This window comes from Inquilinus sp. KBS0705 (genome assembly GCA_005938025.2).
GTDB lineage: Bacteria > Bacteroidota > Bacteroidia > Sphingobacteriales > Sphingobacteriaceae > Mucilaginibacter.
Genome location: VCCI02000004.1, coordinates 137,717 through 157,019, shown reverse-complemented (window position 1 = coordinate 157,019; position 19,303 = coordinate 137,717). Strand labels below are relative to the sequence as shown.

At 42.7% G+C, this 19,303-nt stretch carries 17 protein-coding genes and 1 tRNA gene; 12 read left to right on the top strand and 6 right to left on the bottom strand.

The genetic code is table 11. The features are described from left to right. Positions 1 to 2: 2 nt before the first annotated feature. The 3 genes from FFF34_017300 to FFF34_017290 all read left to right on the top strand — a co-directional run bounded on the left by FFF34_017300 (position 3) and on the right by FFF34_017290 (position 2,708). Positions 3 to 1,001 (top strand): ABC transporter ATP-binding protein, encoded by a 999-nt coding sequence (locus FFF34_017300; protein TSD63353.1) that lies wholly within the window; start codon positions 3 to 5, stop codon positions 999 to 1,001. A 571-nt stretch (positions 1,002 to 1,572) separates the two neighbouring features. Further along, positions 1,573 to 1,797 carry a hypothetical protein gene (locus FFF34_017295; protein ID TSD63352.1) on the top strand — a complete coding sequence of 75 codons (225 nt, stop codon included), beginning with the start codon at positions 1,573 to 1,575 and terminating at the stop codon, positions 1,795 to 1,797. After that, positions 1,794 to 2,708: a hypothetical protein gene (locus FFF34_017290; protein ID TSD63351.1), complete on the top strand. Its 915-nt coding sequence runs from the start codon at positions 1,794 to 1,796 to the stop codon at positions 2,706 to 2,708. The genes FFF34_017295 and FFF34_017290 overlap by 4 nt, the downstream gene beginning before the upstream one ends. Before the next feature lie 56 nt (positions 2,709 to 2,764). Here the strand turns inward: FFF34_017290 and FFF34_017285 are convergent, their stop codons facing one another. Continuing rightward, entirely contained in the window at positions 2,765 to 3,205 is a 441-nt protein-coding gene (locus FFF34_017285) for a DinB family protein (protein ID TSD63350.1), read from the bottom strand. Between the two features lie 203 nt (positions 3,206 to 3,408). Between FFF34_017285 and FFF34_017280 the strand changes: the two genes are divergently transcribed. Beyond that, positions 3,409 to 3,924 carry a cupin domain-containing protein gene (locus FFF34_017280; GenBank protein TSD63349.1) on the top strand — a complete coding sequence of 172 codons (516 nt, stop codon included), beginning with the start codon at positions 3,409 to 3,411 and terminating at the stop codon, positions 3,922 to 3,924. A 136-nt stretch (positions 3,925 to 4,060) separates the two neighbouring features. Further along, positions 4,061 to 4,726, top strand: coding sequence for a DNA alkylation repair protein (locus FFF34_017275; GenBank protein TSD63348.1), 666 nt, complete (start codon positions 4,061 to 4,063; stop codon positions 4,724 to 4,726). Positions 4,727 to 5,060: 334 nt separating this feature from the next. Here FFF34_017275 and FFF34_017270 read toward each other — a convergent pair whose 3' ends face one another. After that, complete coding sequence (locus FFF34_017270; GenBank protein TSD63347.1) at positions 5,061 to 5,975, bottom strand: sugar kinase; 915 nt, start codon at positions 5,973 to 5,975, stop codon at positions 5,061 to 5,063. A gap of 86 nt (positions 5,976 to 6,061) precedes the next feature. Between FFF34_017270 and FFF34_017265 the strand changes: the two genes are divergently transcribed. The 7 genes from FFF34_017265 (at position 6,062) to FFF34_017235 (ending at position 14,500) form a co-directional block, all read left to right on the top strand. After that, positions 6,062 to 6,135, top strand: a tRNA-Asn gene (locus FFF34_017265). Positions 6,136 to 6,585: 450 nt separating this feature from the next. Then, entirely contained in the window at positions 6,586 to 9,018 is a 2,433-nt protein-coding gene (locus FFF34_017260; GenBank protein ID TSD63346.1) for a T9SS type A sorting domain-containing protein, read from the top strand. Between the two features lie 295 nt (positions 9,019 to 9,313). Continuing rightward, positions 9,314 to 10,078 (top strand): type I methionyl aminopeptidase, encoded by a 765-nt coding sequence (map, locus tag FFF34_017255; GenBank protein TSD63345.1) that lies wholly within the window; start codon positions 9,314 to 9,316, stop codon positions 10,076 to 10,078. Between the two features lie 467 nt (positions 10,079 to 10,545). Beyond that, complete coding sequence (locus FFF34_017250) at positions 10,546 to 11,538, top strand: glycosyltransferase family 4 protein (GenBank protein ID TSD63344.1); 993 nt, start codon at positions 10,546 to 10,548, stop codon at positions 11,536 to 11,538. Further along, a complete protein-coding gene (locus tag FFF34_017245) occupies positions 11,522 to 12,805 on the top strand; it encodes a glycosyltransferase family 1 protein (GenBank protein TSD63343.1) in 1,284 nt (427 codons plus the stop codon). The genes FFF34_017250 and FFF34_017245 overlap by 17 nt, the downstream gene beginning before the upstream one ends. Further along, positions 12,805 to 13,386, top strand: a complete 582-nt coding sequence (locus FFF34_017240; protein TSD63342.1) for an HAD family hydrolase — start codon at positions 12,805 to 12,807, stop codon at positions 13,384 to 13,386. The genes FFF34_017245 and FFF34_017240 overlap by 1 nt, the downstream gene beginning before the upstream one ends. Further along, positions 13,367 to 14,500: a glycosyltransferase family 9 protein gene (locus FFF34_017235; GenBank protein ID TSD63341.1), complete on the top strand. Its 1,134-nt coding sequence runs from the start codon at positions 13,367 to 13,369 to the stop codon at positions 14,498 to 14,500. Before FFF34_017240 ends, FFF34_017235 begins: the two co-directional genes overlap by 20 nt. On the opposite strand, the gene FFF34_017230 is transcribed toward FFF34_017235, so the two are convergent. The 4 genes from FFF34_017230 to FFF34_017215 form a co-directional block, all read right to left on the bottom strand. Continuing rightward, a complete protein-coding gene (locus FFF34_017230) occupies positions 14,427 to 15,419 on the bottom strand; it encodes a glycosyltransferase family 9 protein (protein ID TSD63340.1) in 993 nt (330 codons plus the stop codon). The genes FFF34_017235 and FFF34_017230 overlap by 74 nt on opposite strands. 4 nt (positions 15,420 to 15,423) lie before the next feature. Further along, positions 15,424 to 16,395 carry a glycosyltransferase family 2 protein gene (locus FFF34_017225; protein ID TSD63339.1) on the bottom strand — a complete coding sequence of 324 codons (972 nt, stop codon included), beginning with the start codon at positions 16,393 to 16,395 and terminating at the stop codon, positions 15,424 to 15,426. Then, positions 16,392 to 18,110 carry a carbamoyltransferase gene (locus FFF34_017220; GenBank protein ID TSD63338.1) on the bottom strand — a complete coding sequence of 573 codons (1,719 nt, stop codon included), beginning with the start codon at positions 18,108 to 18,110 and terminating at the stop codon, positions 16,392 to 16,394. Before FFF34_017220 ends, FFF34_017225 begins: the two co-directional genes overlap by 4 nt. 467 nt (positions 18,111 to 18,577) lie before the next feature. Further along, complete coding sequence (locus tag FFF34_017215; GenBank protein ID TSD63337.1) at positions 18,578 to 19,264, bottom strand: winged helix DNA-binding protein; 687 nt, start codon at positions 19,262 to 19,264, stop codon at positions 18,578 to 18,580. Between the last annotated feature and the right edge of the window lie 39 nt (positions 19,265 to 19,303).

The following is a 19,303-nucleotide window of genomic DNA, read 5'->3' as shown; positions in this document are numbered from 1 at the left end:
AAATGGCAGATGTACCTTTTTTGCAGGCGGTTTCGATAACTAAAACCTACCCCGGCGCCGAACAATCGGGCGTAAAAAATATCGACCTGGAGATAAAGCCCGGCATAATTACGGCTATAATAGGCGAAAGCGGTAGCGGTAAAAGCACCTTGCTGCGCTTACTTTACGGCCTGCTATCGCCCGATGAGGGCACAGTAAACTTTAAGGGCGAACGCATTTGGGGCCCCGAAGAAAAGCTGATACCCGGCCACGATGCCATGAAAATGGTTACCCAGCATACCGACGACCTTAACCTTTTTGCCCGTGTTTGGGATAACGTGGCGGCCATGCTGCCCAGTACCAACGTGAAATTTAAAGAGGAACAAACCGAACAGGTTTTAACACAGCTAAATATGATGCCGCTGGCCCTTAAACGGGTTGCCGACCTTAGCGGCGGCGAAAAGCAGCGTGTAGCCATTGCCCGCGCCATTATTACCCGCCCACAAGTGCTGTTGCTTGATGAACCCTTTAACCAGGTAGATACATCGTTTAGAGAGGGGCTGCAGCACGATATAAGGCAGATAGTAAAGCAAACGGGGCTTACGGTGATAATGGTATCGCACGACCCTGCCGAGGTGCTATCAATGGCCGACGAGATGCTGGTATTAAAGCAGGGAAGTATAGTAGAAAGCGGGCACCCAAAAAAGCTGTACAAAACCCCCGCAAACCTGTATACTGCCGAACTGCTAACTAATTGCAATGTATTAACCGCCGCCGAGGCCCGTGCCTGCGGACTAGAGCCGACAAAAGAATATGTAGTAATATACCCCGAATGGATACGCCTTAACGGTATTTTAAAAACCAGTAAATGGACCGTAAAGCAGGTGCTGTTTAAAGGTTTTTATGAGGACGTGATACTGGAGAACAACGGGGTACTGCTGCGCGCCGTAAACCACGAGGATGGCAAATATGCTGAAGGTGCCGCCACCGGCCTCAAAATTAAAAAGTGGCTGGAGTATTAGAGCTTATCAGGGGTTAAGACGCTTCGCATTAAAGAAAAAGGGTCACCCTGAGCTCCGTCGAAGGGCGTGCGTAAAGGCCTATTCGCTAATGCTTCGACAAGCTCGGCAGGGCAGATGGGCGATGTTGCCCTTGTTGCAGTTGTCTCCAACAAGCCTCGATGCATTCCTCCATTACTTAATAGTCGTAAAGTTGTTGGTGACAACACCAACAACGGCAAAAACTGACAAACATGACAGTAGATTTTAAAATCAACCTTTGATACGGCTTTTTACAAAGTTGTGACATATTGTCTTGATGTGTCGCGAAAAAAGACAGTAGATTTTTAACCTTTAAGATAAAATACAAGTGCTAACATTTTTGGCAAGCCTATTGATAATCAGCACTGAAACGTTCTTTATACGAGAAAGCCAAAAGGAGTGCGAATCCTCTTGGCTTAAGTAATGTCAAAACAATCTACTGTTTCAACAGTGACATACTATATGACGCATGTTAGTTTTTTAACGCCGCAAAGGTATAAAAAGTTTCAACTTTGAAAAGTTTATTATCAAGGCGTTGTCATACTCCCAAAGATTGTCGGATACTCTTCTTCCCGAGGAATTAGAAGAAAAATTAATTTCTTTAGACATGGCCAAAATTGGTGATAACCACCGATCGGGAGCGGTATGCTCCGGTTCGGAAGTAATTAATCCACTTGAAAAAAAATGGATTAAAAGTAATTCAGAAATGAATGAATTTATGAATGTTGAGCAAAACAGAGAGCCTCTTAAAGGGCTCAGAAAGGACTGCAATTCATGAATCGAGTATTAAATTCTTCAAAATATCTCAAAGGGGTAGTTTTAGAAGACAAAACTTTCTACATAGGATTTGGAATTAAAAATCTTACAGAATTGGGAAAGTCACACCCAGGGTTAAGAGAGCTTATTTCCGGATCAAAAACTACACTTATCGTGACCGGTAAAAAAGGGTCATTGAAAGAAAATACGGCTGGCAAAATGGTTAGAAAGCAACCTGAGAGCAAAGAAACTATTTGGAAGCATATCCATTATTATAGTAAAAGGTTTGAAAAGGATATCGACTATGATAGGGAGTTTCACATTTGGGAAAAAGAATTGCTACATAAATATAACTTGGCTTTAGAAACTGCAAGGACTCCACAAGGCGAGATTATTCTTCACTTTCCGGCTTTCAAAATGAATGATAGTGATGCTTTGTATCTTCAAGCTGGTGCTGCCATGAATATGTCTATCGCTTTAGGATCTTATTTTATGATTTATGACAGCAAATTTGAACCAATAGTACCTGTTACGAAATTTGAGCATAAAAAGATATTATCCTCTGGAACGTTGTCTATAGCTGAAAAGTTAGAAATTATCAGAGATGAAATTATTTCTCAAGAAAAAGGGGAAGTTTCAGAAGGTAACAGCTACAGATTTGCATTGTTAAAGGAAAAAGAGCCATCAGATGTAACTATGGGTTTGGGAGGCTTCCATGAATATTTAATGTTTGAATTCAACAATAATGACCTTATGATACTCGAAAACTTGAAAACAGGTAACGCAACGTTTATTTTCAAGTTATCTAATTTTGATAAGAACAGAGAGTTAAATAAACAAACAGCATCAAACGAGCCTTCATTTTTAAAACGTATTATTCACAATAACTTAGACGATTGGAATAAGCAATTCAACGCTTTTTTCAAAAACTGATTACATATTAGAGATTAAAGCCCCCTGATCCTATTGGGGGCTTTAATTTTTTACTTTCAATCCTCCAATATCCTCCTGAGATAATTTACCTGGCCCAGGTGGTAATTCAAATGGCCATAAAGCTGTAGCAGGTAAAATGTGGTGCTTTTGGTACCTAAAAAATCAAGCGGAAAGGTGTCTTCCAGTTGCTGCTGCGGCAAATTAGTCAGCGTAACTTTTACCACCTCGGCCACTGCAATTATAGCCGATACGATCTCGTGGCGCGGAACGCCGGATGCCGAAAATTCCAGGTCGCGGTTGCGTACATAGCCGCTATTACCCAGCAGATCGCCCACGTAGGTGTTAAGGTTGCCGCACAAGTGCAGGGCCAGGTTGCCGGCAGCATTACTGATGCCATTGGGCTTGCGCCACAAATTGTCTTCAACCTTAAAATTGGTTATTTCGTCTCTTAATCTTAAAAGGTCGCGTTCGAAAAGTTCGGATAGATCTGTATTCATTTTAATTCGCTTAAAAGTAGCGGTTGTTACCGCATGTAACTGCTTGTACAAATATCGGCACAATAACTTGAATATTTGGTGACGCTATTTTGTCACAAGGTAAACAGATGTGAAAATACAACCTGCAACCAGTGTTAGTTATTAAAGTAAAATTTTATATTAGTATTCCCTATTAACCCGCATATCATCAACAAAAACCCAAAATGGAAAACTCAAAACCAAGCCCTATAGTAACCGGCCCCAATGAGGGCACTACCATTGCCATGGCCGGCAACACCTACCGCATGCTGGTAACCGGCAAGCAAACAGGCGGCGAATTTGCCGTAATGGATTTTTTGATACCGCCCGGTGGTGGCCCCGGCCCGCATGCCCACGCCAATTTCCAGGAGTCGTTTTATGTGACCGAGGGAGAGGTGGAGGTAAAATCGGAAGCGGGTACCTACATTGCCAAAAAGGGTTCGTTTGTTACCATACCTAAGGGTGGCATTGTACACCAGTTTAAAAATAAAACGGATAATATGGCGCAGATGATATGCATAGTGGTACCCGCCGGACTGGAAGAGTTTTTTATGCAGATAGGTACACAGGTAGAGCCCGGTGAACGCCAATCGGCCACACCGCCGCCACCACCCGATGCCGAAGCGATGAAGGCGTTGATGGCCCTCGCCCAAAAATATGGGCAGGAATTGTACCCGCCCGATTATTTGGATAAAGTGTAGTAGATTTAAATTCAGGAATCCAATCATTGTCCCCTCAGGGTCTCTCGCAGAGGACCTTGAGGTCGCTGATTTCCTCAGGGTCCCTTTGAGGAGACCCTGAGGAGACTTTAAATTCAAACAACCAATTGTATCAAGCATGACCGTTACAGAAATACTCACCAAGTTCGAATCCTTAAAGGACGACAAGGTGTTCGCTCAAAACAAAAAGCGCGGTTCCGGCCCTAACCAATTCGGCGTAAAAATGGGCGACATACGCAAAATTGCCGCGAAGATAAAAACCGACCACATGCTGGCTAAACAATTATGGGAAACCGGTAATGTAGAGGCCCGCTTTTTGGCTACGCTGATACTGGAGCCAAAAAAGTTATCGGTTGCCGAAATAGATAGCATGGTACGCTCGGAACGCTTTACCCACGTAGCCGACTGGTTTAGCTCGTATGTGTTAAAAGAGCACCCCGACAAAGAACAATTGCGACAGCTTTGGGAACATACCGACGACCCGATGGCCGGCCGTGCCTACTGGGCCCTTACCAGTGGCCGTATTGCACGTAGCCCCGAAGGTTTGGATATCCCGGCTATACTGGATAGGATAGCTGCCGAAATGCCCAACGCCGCACCCGAACCACAATGGACCATGAACACCGCGCTGGCCCAAATTGGCATTAATCACCCTGCCTACCGCCAGCGTGCCCTGGCAATGGGCGAGCAAATGGGCATCTACCGCGATTACCCGGTATCAAAAGGCTGCACCTCACCTTTTGCACCTATATGGATAAACGAGATGGTGAAGAGGCAGGGTTAGAAATTGGCACCACAATTTGGCCTCCTACAAATGTCGGGATAAAGATCAATATTGTTTGTGACACTGTTTTGTCACTAAGGCCCGGGTGGCAAAAATTGCATGGCAACCCCCGCCTTGCAAAAATAGATGTTAGGAATTATGGTTTTTTTATTTTATATTAGTTAGCCCGACCGGAACAAAAAAATGGAAAATGCCTAAGCAGAAATTGCAAAAAAAACGAAAAATAAAGAAAAATTTATAGCGGGGGCTGGAATAAAGATTTTACCCCCAAAATAACATATAAAAAAAGCTCCGCCAAAAATTGGCGGAGCTTTTTTTATGCAGCATAATCCTGCTATATTTCAAAAGACGACAGTTGTACAAACTGCTGCACGCGTGCCGAGATATCCTCCTGGCTAAGGTTCTTAATCTTCTCTGTACCAAACTTTTCTACACAAAAAGAGGCCAGCGCCGAACCAAAAATGATGGCGTTTTTCATGTTATTGAAGTTAACCGCACCTACCTTGGCCATATAGCCAATAAAGCCGCCCGCAAAGGTATCGCCGGCGCCTGTTGGGTCAAATACCTCGGCCAGTGGCAGGGCCGGCGCCGAGAAGATATGGTCTTCGTGGAAAAGCAATGCGCCATGCTCTCCCTTTTTGATAATCAGGTACTTAGGGCCCATAGTTAATATCTTTTTAGCTGCCTTCACTAACGAATATTCACCCGAAAGCTGGCGTGCTTCGGCATCGTTAATGGTTAGTACATCAACCAGTTTAATGGTCTCCAGCAGATCGTCCATTGCTATGTCCATCCAAAAGTTCATGGTGTCCATTACAATTAGCTTAGGGCGGTTTTTAAGGCGTTTTATAACCGTTTGCTGTACTTGTGGGGTTAGGTTACCCAGCATCAAAAACTCGGCGTCCTGGTAGCTCTCAGGTATGATAGGGTCAAAGTCGGCCAGTACGTTTAAGTCGGTAATCAGAGTGTCGCGGCTGTTCATGTCGTTATGGTACTTTCCGCTCCAGAAGAAGGATTTTTCGCCCTTTTTAATCTGCAGACCCTCAGTATCGATGCCGTGGTTATTAAAATCCTGTATCTCCGCCTGGGGGAAGTCGTCGCCAACCACAGCCACTATTTTAACCTTATTATAAAAGTATGATGCGGCCAAACCGGCGTAAGTAGCGGCCCCGCCTACTATCTTATCCGTCTTACCAAAAGGAGTCTCGATCGCGTCAAACGCCACAGTACCAATAACTAACAAACTCATGTAAAAATAATTTAATTTTTTTTGCTGCAAATATTGTGAAATTAGCTCAATAATTATACTTTTGCACACTCCAAACCAGAAAATACTCCTGAGTAGCTCAGCTGGTTAGAGCATCTGACTGTTAATCAGAGGGTCGCTGGTTCGAGCCCAGCCTCAGGAGCTTCAAAAGGGCAAGCACGATAAATCGGTCGCTTGCCCTTCTTTTTTTCATCTATATGCTGTTAATCAAGTAATAAAAGAGTATAATTCACTCATCATACCACCGTTAAGCAGAAGTTCCCTTGCTTTGGCTATAGGGCTGTTCAGGTATTTCATCTCTTTAAGGAAATCGGAGCGGGAAATCGTTTGCGTTGTATTTTGGCTTTTATACGTACCCCCTGCATTATTGCCATGCCACCCGAAGCTGAGCTGTAAAGTACGGTTGTATTTAAATATACGCTATGGAAAGTTAAAAATTTGCCGATAGGTTAAATTAGTGCCAAAGAGTAACACATGTGTGCAATTTAGACAAAATTGGGACAATAATGCCCGGGGGATTGTTGCTGCTTTGTATTCTCTTTAAATTGGTAGGTCATTTGTTTGATAGCCAAGTATTTACTTTATCACTTTTATGAAAACCCTGCTAGCCCAATCCAATCGTCGATACTTATTGTATCACTTCAAGAACACTGTTTTTCTTATTATGTCGTTGTTTTGTTTTATTGGAACGGCTCACGCACAGTGGACGAGAAAGGCAGATGAATTAAGTAAACGTGCCGAATGTAATAACGTGGTTTACAAGGGAAAAATTTACATGTTTGGTGGTTTTGGTGATAATCCTACTATCGAAAAAACGAACGAAGTTTACGATATTGCTACTAACAAGTGGAGCAGGATAGCGTCGTTTCCTGCCGGTAAAGAAATAACTCACCAGGGAATCGTATTGATTGATGATAATGTATGGCTAATAGGTGGGCGCGCAGTTGATGCCCATGGCCCTGTAAGCAGCCAGGTAATTATATACAATATTACAACTAATACATGGACGGACGGCCCCCGCCTTATTAATCCCGCTACAGGTACTGCTTTTCCAATCGGGGGCGGTGGATATGCCCTGCTCGGCCGAACCATCCACGTTTTTGGTGGGTTTGGGCCAACCATTTGCGAAGATCAGTCTACCCTGCATTTAACAATTGATGTGGACAAATATCTTGCAAACAAAACGTCTGTTACTTGGGAAAATAAATTGGCCCCAATGCCTATACCGCGTAATCATTTAAGCTATGTTACGCTGGCCGGTAAAATATACGCTTTGGGTGGTCAGTTTAAACACGATTGCGGCGCCGTCGATCAGATATACTGCCACGTGTACGATGAGGTGACCAATACCTGGACAAGGCTAAAAGACTTACCTGTTCCACGCTCGCATGCCGAGGCGGCAACTTTTGCAATAGACGGTAAGATATTTTTGGTAGCGGGCCAGGGAAAAGATAATGTTACACAAAACACTACATATCAGTTTGACCCTAAAGCAAACAATGGCCTCGGTAGCTGGACAAACATCACGGCTTATAAATTGCCCGGAAGCTTTTTAGGCTTATCAGCAAGATTGGTAGGTAACTCGTTTATTATAACAAATGGTGCTTTAAAAGTTTACAGCGATGAACGCAAGGAAACTTATATAGCAAACATAACGCGCAGCAAAAGCCGTACCTTAGGGTTTAGTGCTTCCTGTTTATCAGGTACTATTAAAGGGGATACAACAGTTACTTTTAAAAATTTATTATATTGTGTTGAAGATGATGCCGCTTACAGCATCTCATCTGATGCAGACTGGCTTAAAATAACTAAAAAAGGTAACGGAGTTGCCGGCCTTAACGGACAAGATATAGAAGCCAGCGTTTATAGCAACGGCATGTTACCTGGTACCTATAAGGGTAATGTAACAGCAACCTCTATGCTAACAGGTTCAAAGGTGTCATTTTGTGTCAACTTAACTATAAACGGCACCACATCCGGGCATACATTAAAAATAACAACAAATGAGGGCGGATTGGTTACCCAATCGCCTAAAAAGGATAGTTATAATGATGATGAAGTGGTTGTATTGAATGCGACACCATTAGAAGGATGGGCGTTCAAAGGATGGTCAGGCGATAGTGTTACAGCTACCAACCCACTCAATTTAAAGATGGATACTGATAAAAGGGTAGCTGCTTTGTTTGAGCGTATAGGGGGAGAGGGAGCTTTAATTACAAATATTACCGCTACCACCGGTAAAACTTATCCATTAACCCAACTGCATTCGGGGATAGAGTATTACACAGACAGAGCTTACACAATTGCAAATGTACCCAACATATTAGAGGGTGTTGCTACAATACGGACAGCAAACGATGATAAAGCTAACAAGTCCGTATCTATGCTATCCTTCAATCTTTCCGATACAGCTACGGTGTACGTGGCCTATGACCCCAGGGGGACAACACTCCCTGCCTGGTTAAAAGGCTGGCAGAAACTTTCTGATAAACTTGGCGTGCATGACCCCAAAATAACCTCACTCAATCTTTATACTAAAAACTTCAATCCCGGCAAAGTTGTGTTGGGCGGCAACCTCGCGTCGCCGGCAATGGGTGCCCAATGCCAATACGTTGTGCTGGTAAAGGCAGTCAACGGTATACCGGATACGGCCAGTATCACTAAGTTAAAAATGAATTCGTCGGTATCTGTAATAACCAAGACTTATACAATGGAAATCGACACAAACAAAAGAGATAAAAATAAAATTAACGAAACCGACAAAGTTATAAAGCCATATTTATACCCTAATCCTGCTTCTGATAATTTCACCCTCGTGTTTCCGCCAGTTTACAGCGGTGTAATACAGACGCGTATCATCGACTGTAATGGCAAGGCACTGTTAGTTAATAACGGTAATATATCGTTTACGCCATCCTCTTACAGTTATCATGTAACCTATAGTAAACTGCGGCCGGGCCTCTATTCTGTTATAGTTACTTCCAATGATGGGAAAAACAACTTTTTCAAGCTAATAGTTAAGTGATCAAAATAATTGAATCCACTTTCTTCATAAAGTAATTCCTTGCTCATAAGAGGGATCGAACCCCTTTAAGCTACTTGTATATCGTTCAGAACTTTCGATTGATCTACAAATGGTTCCGATTTATGTCCAGTTTGGGAGCAAATGCAAAAAGCCTTTAACTTAGTTGTTAAGGGCTTTTTGCATTTTATGCTATTGAGAATATGCCTAATGCCTTCCTTATATCAATCATAAGCTGACATTTGGCAAACGATATTAAGTCCATTAATTGTTAATTTTGTTGTAGATAAAAGGTACAATGTCTATAACTACCGAAAGCGAAAAAAATGGAATGCAGCAGGCAAGTGATGCCGTTGCCATCACGCTAAAAAAGATGCGTGAGTTTGCCAAGCCGGGCATTTCAACAAAAGAACTTGATGAATACGGCGGCGAATTACTGGCACAGTTAGGAGCGCGGTCTGCACCTGCGTTAACTTATAACTTCCCCGGGTATACATGCATTAGCGTTAACAACGAGGCAGCGCATGGTATACCATCCACCGATAAGATTTTAAAAGAGGGTGACCTGGTAAATATTGATGTGTCTGCCGAGCTAAATGGCTACTGGGCCGATAATGGCGGCTCTTTTGTATTGGGCGAAGATGTTTATGGGCATGGCAGATTGGTTCAAGCGTCAAAGGATATATTAAAAAAAGCCATCAGCAATATTAAAGGTGGTGTACGGGTATCAGAGATAGGTAAGTTAATAGAAACTGAGGCCAGGAAGGCTGGCTATACTGTAGTAAAAAACCTAACCGGGCATGGCATAGGCCGCAGCTTACACGAAGAGCCCCACGAAATAGCAAATTATTGCGACAGATATAACACCACGCGTTTTAAAAAGAATTCGGTGGTAGCCATAGAGACTTTCATTTCTACGCGATCAACAATAGCAGAAACGCAGGCTGATGGCTGGACATTAACCGGAAATAAAGGTGGTTTTGTTGCCCAGCACGAGCATACCATTATGGTAACCGGTGGCCAACCTGTAATATTTACAGCCCAAAACGGCATTTGGGAATAATAAATAGTAGTACCCTAATATTAATATAATACCGGCTTTAGCGGAGTAGAAATGCTGTCGGTAAGTTAATGTTCTTCGCTTTAATAGCGTAATAATTAATTAAAAATTAAAAATATACGCCGCTCATATAAATAAAGTATGGTAGATGATCGTCCATTATTTTCACTCGCAAAATACTGGTTTCAATTTTTTTTTACATCAGTCTTTTTGGCTTTGACGCGTAATAATGTATTTATACGCCCTTGAAAGCAGTATAAATACGTGTTTATGAAATTATACGTGTTAGGAGAAGTGGACAGTTTTACGTATTTTGATGTATGCCAAAAATGAAATTATTATGAAAATTATAATTATTTCAATAAATTAAGTGATGAAATTATTAATCTTATAAAGATATTAAATTATTTAATAATTAATTATTGTTTGGCTTTGATGTTGTTCAGTAAGAGTGTTCATTTATCACACTCATGCAAAACAAACTCAAAATTTTTACATGGCACGTTCATGGTAGTTACCTGTACTACCTGTCGCAAGGGAACTACGATATCTATATCCCTATAACACCACAAAAAACAGAAGGTTATTACGGGCGGGGCGAAACCTTTCCCTTTGGAGATAATGTAATTGAGGTGCCTGCACAAGATGTGCGTAATCATCAATTTGACTGTATCCTTTTTCAAACTAATCAAAATTATACCAAAGATCAGTTTGAGATATTATCTGACGAACAGCGCAACCTGCCAAAGATATATTTAGAGCATGACCCCCCACGTCAGCACCCTACAGATACCAAACACCTTATTGACGACCCTGACATAATTTTGGTGCATGTAACCCACTTTAATAAATTAATGTGGGATAGTAACCGTACACCAACGCGCGTAATAGAGCATGGCGTAACCATGCCTAAAACAGCCTACTCGGGCAATTTAGATAAGGGTATAGTAGTGATAAATAATTTACCCACCCGCGGTCGTTTATTGGGGCTTGATGTATTCCTTGAAGCACGGCAACAGGTAAAACTTGACCTTGTAGGCATGGGTACCGGCGAATTGGGGCTTGGCGAGGTGTTGCATCCACTACTGCCCGAATTTCAGAGCCAATACCGTTTCTTTTTTAACCCTATAAGGTATACCAGCTTGGGTTTAGCCATTTGCGAAGCCATGATGATGGGCCTGCCGGTAGTTGGCTTAGCCACAACAGAACTTTCTTCTGTAATTGATAATGGCTACTCAGGTTTTATTCATACGGATATCAATTACCTGATCGGGAAAATGCACCTCTTAATTGCCGACCGCGAGTTAGCAAGGGAGATTGGCGCTAATGGCCGGGACGTAGCCATGCAACGCTTTAATATCGACCGGTTTGTTAACGACTGGGAGCGGTTGTTCAATGAAGTTGCGAATACAAAAAACAAGATCTTATATCAGCCTGACTCATACCATGAAATATCAAAATAAAAGAATCGCTTTTATAAGCGAACATGCATCTCCCCTGGCAATACTGGGTGGGGTAGATACCGGCGGACAAAATGTGTATGTAGCGCAATTAGCTAAACATTTGGCTGCACGCGGGCTTTATGTTGACGTATTCACCCGTAAGGATAACCAGGAACTTGAAGATGTAATCAACTGGGTACCCGGCGTGCGGGTTATAAATGTAACTGCAGGCCCTGCAACAAATGTTATTAAAGAAGATCTGTTACAGTATATGGACGAATTTAAAAGTAACATGGTTGCCTTTATTATAAACGAGCAAATGCATTACTCTTTAATACACGCTAACTTTTTTATGTCGGCTTATGTGGCTATGGGTATTAAGCAGGAGCTGGATATACCTTTTGTGGTTACCTTTCATGCGCTTGGCCACGTACGCAAAATACACCAGCCCGAAGAAGATAAATTCCCGGCAGAGCGCCTTTTGATAGAGGAGCAGACCATACAACAAGCCGATCATATTATTGCAGAGTGCCCCCAGGATATGGACGACCTGGTACAATATTATAATGCTTCGAAAAGTAAGGTGAGTATAATACCATGCGGCTTTAGCCCTAAAGAGTTTTACCCGGTTGGCAAGGTAACCGCCCGCAAAACTTTGGGCCTGCCCTTGAACGAACGTATTATTTTGCAACTTGGCCGCATGGTGCCGCGCAAAGGGGTAGACAATGTGATACGCGCTATAAGCATCTTAAAAAACGAAAAAAAGCCTGTTAAGCTTTTAATAGTAGGTGGCGAAAGTGAAAATTTAACCGAAGAAAGCTGCCCTGAATTTGCAAGGTTAATGCGCATTGCACGCGAGCATAACGTGGTCGACTCCATCATTTTTACAGGTCGTAAAGATCGGCCTTTACTAAAGTATTATTATTCGGCTGCCGACTTGTTTATCACCACCCCATGGTACGAACCATTTGGCATAACGCCTTTAGAGGCAATGGCCTGTGGTACGCCGGTAATTGGCGCTAACGTAGGAGGCATTAAGTATAGTGTTGCCGATGGGGAAACGGGCATGTTGGTTGATCCGCATGACCCCGATACACTTGCCGAAAAAATTGATAAGATCATTGAACAGGATGCCTTACTAAGCCGTATGGGCGAAAATGCTATCTGTCGTGTAAATACATATTTTACCTGGGCAAAGGTGGCAAACAAGGTATCTAACTTATATAACATGCTGATACCTGATGTACAGATAGTCCAAACAGCAACCGCCGGATCACGAGCAGCATAATGGAAAACAAGGCTATTTTTTTAGATAAGGATGGTACGCTGATCTTTGATATCCCTTATAATGTCGACCCTGAATTAATAACACTGCAGCCAAATATTATTGAGGGTTTAAAACAATTGAAAGAAGAGGGGTACTTGTTAATTATTGTTTCAAATCAATCGGGCGTAGCCAGAGGATATTTTACGGAAGACAAGTTGCTTGATGTAGAAAATAAACTCTGGCAGCTTTTTACTTACAATAATTTAGATCTGAGCGGTTTTTATTATTGTCCGCATCACCCTCAAGGGACAGTGGCCGGCTATAACATTAATTGCGATTGCCGTAAACCAGCGCCTGGCATGCTAATAAAAGCAGCCGCAGAACATCAAGTTGACCTTGGCAGATCGTGGATGATAGGTGATATTTTAAATGATGCAGAAGCAGGCAACAGGGCAGGCTGTAAAACAGTACTTATTGATAATGGCAACGAAACGGAATGGTTACCCGGAGATTACCGCAGCCCAACTATTGCCTGTAAAACCATTAATGAGGCTGCTGAGCAAATACTAAAGATAGATACCCATGCATTGGCAGGATTGTAAAAATATACTCTGCATTCGCCCGGACAATATGGGCGACCTGATCATGACGGGCCCTGCCATACGGGCTTTAAAAGAAAGTTTTGGCGCCAAAATAACTGTGCTTACCTCATCAATGGCAAAGGGCATTGTTAAGCATCTACCGGGCATTGATGATGCTATTATATTCGACCTGCCCTGGGTTAAAGCTGCAGATGAACCTGGTGTGGAAAGTTTTGACGAGGTAGTTTCTGTTATAAAAGAACGGCATTTTGATGCCACAATTATCTTTACAGTTTATAGTCAAAACCCCTTACCCACAGCTATGCTGGCTTATTTGGCTGGTATACCTAAAATATTGGCTTATTGCCGCGAAAACCCTTATCATTTAATAACAGATTGGGTGCCTGATAAAGAACCATACGATCATATTGAGCATCAGGTAAAACGCGACCTGGACTTGGTTGCAACTATCGGTGCTTTTACAAACAATAATAAACTATTGCTAACTGTTGACGACAATTTGTGGCAGTCTGTTGTTGAAAAGCTGATTGTTGCCAGTGTTAATATTAATAAACCATGGCTTATTTTACATGCCGGTGTAAGCGAAAAAAAGCGCGAATATCCTTTAGATAATTGGGTACAAACAGCAAAAATGCTGATCAAAGAGAAGGGTTTTCAAGTACTTTTAACAGGTTCGCTGGCAGAGAAATATCTTACTGATAAGCTTGAGCAGTTAATAGGCCAGGGTAGTATAGATTTAGGCGGCAAGTTTAATTTGGATGAATACATTTGTTTGGTAAAGCATGCCCCAATTATGCTATCTGTAAATACAGGTACGGTACATATAGCCGCGGCTGTCGATACACCGGTAGTTGTTTTATATGCTCAAACTAACCCCCAACACACACCCTGGCAAGTGGCAAATAAGGTATTGAACTTCCCGGTTCCCCATCATCTGTGCAGTAAAAATGAGATTATAAATTATGTAAATAATAAGTTATATAACCAGCCAATAACTATGCCTGCTGCTAATGATATTATTGATGCGGTAACAAGCCTGCTTAACTTGCCAAACTCACCAGTTCAACCGTCTCCCGGAATACCGAGTGAAAATCGGGTGATTGCAGCCAGTTAATGGTACGATGTACGCGTTTATCAAGAGGCCCCCATCGCTGCGGCTCTCCATCCATACTAATTACAATGCTTGGCGTTTTAAATGCCGACGCAATGTGTGATACCCCGGTGCAATTAGAAATCAGCATTGCAGCGTTTTGAATTAAAGCCCCAATAGCACCCATAGAGGTTTTACCGGCCGCGTTAATGGGCGTGTAGCGCATGTGTTTGATCACATCGTTTATTATAGTAGCCTCATCGTTGGTTCCCGTTAGCACAGCCTTAAAGCCTTGTTCAATACAGTAGTCGGACAGCGAGGCAAAGTACTGTACCGGCCATTGGCGCCATCCACCGCGTGAACCGGGGTGTATGCAAATGTATTTTTTAGGCTCAATATCAAGTTTTAATTGTTCAAGCGAATCGTAATCGGCAGTAGTTAAAGGATATTCCAGCTCAACACCTTGCGCTTCAATACCCAAAAATCCCATCAACAATAAATGCCTGTCTATCTCATGTCCATAGTCAGGATAGGGCATAAATAAATCATTATCAGGGGCGTAGTGGCCTTCAAAAGTATATCCCGCTACATATTTGGCTCCCAAAAGCTCTATCATCGGGTTAATTATTGATCCGTTGCCCTGCATTTGTATAGCCAGGTCAAATTTCTCTTTTTGTACTGCCGATAAGAATGTGGTAAATGCTTCAGGGTTAAAAGGTTGCTCGGGTAAGCCGGGATATCCTGCAAACTGAACAAAGCCGTTAAAGTAATTGGCAAACCGCTCTGTAAACGATTTTGCCCATGGCAGCCCTATCAATATAATTTCAGCGTCTGGATACGCATGGCGCAATGCCCTTATAGCCGGTATGGCACAAAGCATATCACCTAATTGCAATGACCTGAATATGGCTATCTTTTTAATTTCGGAGGGGGGGAGTTTCATGGTTTTAGATAAATAATACCCTGTATTTTACCGCACCATACCATTGCCAAAATACCGATACAAAAGGAATTACAAGCGAGGTGACAACCATTTCGGTGATGTGGGTTATTGTATGTTGCGTAGCATATAGTCGCTTAGCAATAAAAAAAGCGGTTAAGCATGTCCATGCGGTTAAACCCGTTAAGGCTAATGGGTAATGGCCGATTAGTAGCCCGGTTATCATTAACGTAAAACCCGCAATGATCAGGTAGTAAAATACCGGCGACTTTGATTTGATTTTTTTACGGTAAAGGGTAGGATGCTTTTTGTAAAGCAAAGCGTTATACATGGTTTTCTTTTGCTCCTTAATACTAACGCCCCAGCTCGATTTGCGTACAGGATGGGTTACCAATGCGCTTTCAACTTTTTTTATAGGGATGTTGTTATTAATAAATTTAAACTCAAGGTCGCTGTCTTCGCGCCAGGCCATGCTAAATTGTTCGTCGAATCCGCCTGCTTTAATAAGGGCATTTTTAGTGCAGGCGCAATTGGCAGTGATAAAATCGGCTGTTTGCAGGTGCTGCGTATTAAGCTCGTAATCTGTAGGATTCTTGCTGATTGGCACTTTTACTTGTCCCGTAATCGCAACATCTTCATCAGGATTACAATTGGCAATAATTTCTTTAAGCCAGTAAGCATCCGGAAGGCAATCATCGTCTGTAAAAGCAATAATGTTACCCCGTGCATTTAGCCACCCGTAATTGCGCGCTGCTGCCGGCCCTTTTTTTATAGGCATTTGTATAAACCGTATTAAAGGATAATTGTAACAGCAAAGCGTATCAAGTATTTTTTTGGTTTCGGCGTCGGGGCCATCACTCACAACTATTATCTCATACTCATGCTTGTCAAATTTTTGCAGTAACAGTGCCTTCAGGCAATTGGTTAGCAGCTGCGGCCGCTTATAGGTAGGTACAATTACAGATACTATCATATTCATTTCTCAATAACAAATGACCCAATTACCAAGGCATCAAACGGCGACGACCAAAAGCATTCAACGGCATCCCTTGGTGTGCATACAATGGGTTTGCCCAAAGTGTTAAAAGATGTGTTTACCAATACCGGTACCCCTGTTTTACGATGAAAGGCCTTTAACAGGTCGTAATAGTTTTTATGCTGGCGCTGGTTAATTGTTTGGATGCGGGCAGTGCCATCTGTGTGCCTTACGGCCGGTATCTTGTCAGCTTTATCTGCCTTTACATCGTAAATAAACAGCATAAAAGGCGAATAGGAGGCGTTTTCGAACCATTCGCCGGCCTCTTCTTCCAATACTACCGGGGCCACCGGCCTAAAGTCTTCTCTGTCCTTTACCTCGTTCAACCGGGCCTGCATGGCGGGGTTAATTGGCGATGCTAATATAGAGCGGCTACCTAATGCCCTCGGGCCAAATTCCATACGGCCCTGGTACCAGCCTATTATCTTATCCTGTATTAAGATATCGGCGGTTTCTTCGGCGATGTTGGTTAGCTTACGATAGGGTACTTTCCAAAGCTTCAAATACCTTTCTATCTCCTCGTCGGTATATTCAGGCCCCCAATAGCAGTGGTCCATTACAAATGTTTTGGTGTTGCTTTTACGCTGTTCAGCATCTACTTGCAGGGCTGCACCCAATGCGGTACCATCATCGCCCGAGGCTGGTTGCACCCATATGTTTTTAAACGCTCCCCTGTCGCGTATGCGGGCATTAGCCACGCAGTTAAGGGCTACACCGCCTGCCATGCATAAGTCGTCTTCACGGGTTTCTTTTTGCAGCCAGCCGGTTAGTTCAAGCATGCTCTCTTCCAACACCAGCTGCATAGAGTGCGCTATATTGAAATGAAAAGCGGTAAAGTCTTCATGACGAAGCCGTTTAGGGCCAAAACGCTCCGTAAGGTTTTGGTTATTGATAGTGTACTGCCCGTTGCTGCCTATTTGCACTATCTCCCTAAAGTCCTTAACAAACTCCGGCTTGCCGTATGATGCCAGGGCCATTACCTTGTATTCGTCTGACGAGTGCAGAAAGCCTAAGTGTGTGGTAACATCCTCATATAGCAACCCTAAGGAATGAGGCATATTTACCTGCCCTATCCTGCTTAGCTGCTGCCCGTTGCCGATATTATAGGTAGTTGTAGCCAATTCGCCGCGACCATCAACCGTTATTACGGCGGCGCTTTCAAAGGGCGAACAGTTGAACGCACTGGCCGCATGCGACACATGGTGCTCTACAAAATGCCATCTATCGCGCTGTATATTGCAGCCCAGAAAGCGTTGCTGCAAGTGGTGGGGGTAGCCATCTCTTAGCTGCCCGGGGGCATTTATTATGGATGATAAGAACAAAGGCTCCCAGGGGTTTTTATACTCGTTGTTTAGTTGTGATTGGCTTTCTTCGAAGGGAATCTCAATGGTTGGTTTACCCCTGTATTGCTCGCCTATAAGTAGGTAAGGGTCAAAGGAGTAAGCGATATGGTCAACGTCGTTTATGTGTATTCCGGCTACTTTAAGGCAGTAGTCTATAGCGTGGAAGGGTAACTCCCAGGTAGAGAATGGCACCGGGCGTTTGCCATGTTTAAAGTGTGTAAAACGTTCTTCTTCGGTAGCGGCAAGTAGTATACCATCCTTAATAATACAAGCTGCCGAATCGTGAAATACGGCGTTAATCCCTAATGTGTACATTAACCAGAATTTTCAGATCAAAAGTTTAATTAATTATCTCTTACTATGTTTAATACGCTATATTTTATAGGTATTCAACTATTTAACATAATTAATTAATTATAGTTTTAAGAAATAATAATTGGTTTTGGTTAATATTATAAAAATTGGTTGGATTTTAATAAATACCCGCTAACAACAAAATACTTAATGCCGGGGGCTATGGTTCTCTATTCCACACCCTGTGTGAATTTTTGTTGTTTTTTGCTTTTAATTGCAGATGCAGCTGTAAAATTTTCGTTTTTTTTGTTGGGGTGGGGTCAACTAATATAAAAATATAAACCATATTTCCAAACACCTATTTTGTCATAAGGCCAATTTTGGTAGCCCGGTACCAAAAAATTAGTGACAAAACACTGTCACTAAAACTTATCAGATTTATCCTGAAATTTGGAACGCTTAAAACCGCGTACATCAAAATTAGGTGTTTATTTATCGGCTAGTTGCGCGGCAACAGTTTTCAGGTCAGCCTTGGTTTGGATGGTTTTATTTTGGTGGTGCTGCCGGTGAAAGTTTTCGAGTTTTTGCAACAGGTGTAGCAGGCTTAGCTTTTCGGGTAGGGTTAGCTGGCCGGCTATTATTTTGCCTGCAAAGCTCATATCTATAAACACCCGGGACAGTAGTTCCTTGCCGGCATCGGTTATGGCAATTTGCCGGCCGCGTTTGTCATGGGGGTTATCCCATTGTTTAACCAGGCCGGCGGCTACCAGGCGCCTAATCACTTCGGTGCCCGAGGTTTTCTCCTGCAGGTTATGGTTGATCAGTTCGGTTTTAGAAAGGTGGTTATGGGTAAGCAGTATGGTTAAAGCCGTAAAGTCTTCGGCGGTTTGCAGCAGGGTATCATCAAGCGCCTTTTTAATATATATTTTGGCGTAGCGACTCATAAACACAAATAAGCGGCCTATATTGTTATCCAGCTGGTAGGCAATTTGCTGTGCCAGGGGTTCATTGCCGCCAAAGCGGATCTCGGTACTTTCTGTACCGGCTATTTGCGGCCCAGCCTGTTTTAGTAAATACCCGGCGAATTCCTGTATCGAAACCTCATTGCCATTGTTATCCTGCTCCAGTTGCCCAACCAGGGTAATCAAATGATGAATGAGTTGATGTGATTTCATTGTTGCGTTTTATGTTGCGGGATAAATTACCCTATTGTA

Bases quoted from the DNA above. Each gene is read 5' to 3' on its own strand.
- FFF34_017300 (TSD63353.1), top strand. From the start codon at position 3: ATGGCAGATGTACCTTTTTTGCAGGCGGTTTCGATAACTAAAACCTAC.
- FFF34_017290 (TSD63351.1), top strand. From the start codon at position 1,794: ATGAATCGAGTATTAAATTCTTCAAAATATCTCAAAGGGGTAGTTTTA.
- FFF34_017285 (TSD63350.1), bottom strand. From the start codon at position 3,205: ATGAATACAGATCTATCCGAACTTTTCGAACGCGACCTTTTAAGATTA.
- FFF34_017280 (TSD63349.1), top strand. From the start codon at position 3,409: ATGGAAAACTCAAAACCAAGCCCTATAGTAACCGGCCCCAATGAGGGC.
- FFF34_017275 (TSD63348.1), top strand. From the start codon at position 4,061: ATGACCGTTACAGAAATACTCACCAAGTTCGAATCCTTAAAGGACGAC.
- FFF34_017270 (TSD63347.1), bottom strand. From the start codon at position 5,975: ATGAGTTTGTTAGTTATTGGTACTGTGGCGTTTGACGCGATCGAGACT.
- FFF34_017260 (TSD63346.1), top strand. From the start codon at position 6,586: ATGAAAACCCTGCTAGCCCAATCCAATCGTCGATACTTATTGTATCAC.
- map (TSD63345.1), top strand. From the start codon at position 9,314: ATGTCTATAACTACCGAAAGCGAAAAAAATGGAATGCAGCAGGCAAGT.
- FFF34_017250 (TSD63344.1), top strand. From the start codon at position 10,546: ATGCAAAACAAACTCAAAATTTTTACATGGCACGTTCATGGTAGTTAC.
- FFF34_017245 (TSD63343.1), top strand. From the start codon at position 11,522: ATGAAATATCAAAATAAAAGAATCGCTTTTATAAGCGAACATGCATCT.
- FFF34_017240 (TSD63342.1), top strand. From the start codon at position 12,805: ATGGAAAACAAGGCTATTTTTTTAGATAAGGATGGTACGCTGATCTTT.
- FFF34_017235 (TSD63341.1), top strand. From the start codon at position 13,367: ATGCATTGGCAGGATTGTAAAAATATACTCTGCATTCGCCCGGACAAT.
- FFF34_017230 (TSD63340.1), bottom strand. From the start codon at position 15,419: ATGAAACTCCCCCCCTCCGAAATTAAAAAGATAGCCATATTCAGGTCA.
- FFF34_017225 (TSD63339.1), bottom strand. From the start codon at position 16,395: ATGAATATGATAGTATCTGTAATTGTACCTACCTATAAGCGGCCGCAG.
- FFF34_017220 (TSD63338.1), bottom strand. From the start codon at position 18,110: ATGTACACATTAGGGATTAACGCCGTATTTCACGATTCGGCAGCTTGT.
- FFF34_017215 (TSD63337.1), bottom strand. From the start codon at position 19,264: ATGAAATCACATCAACTCATTCATCATTTGATTACCCTGGTTGGGCAA.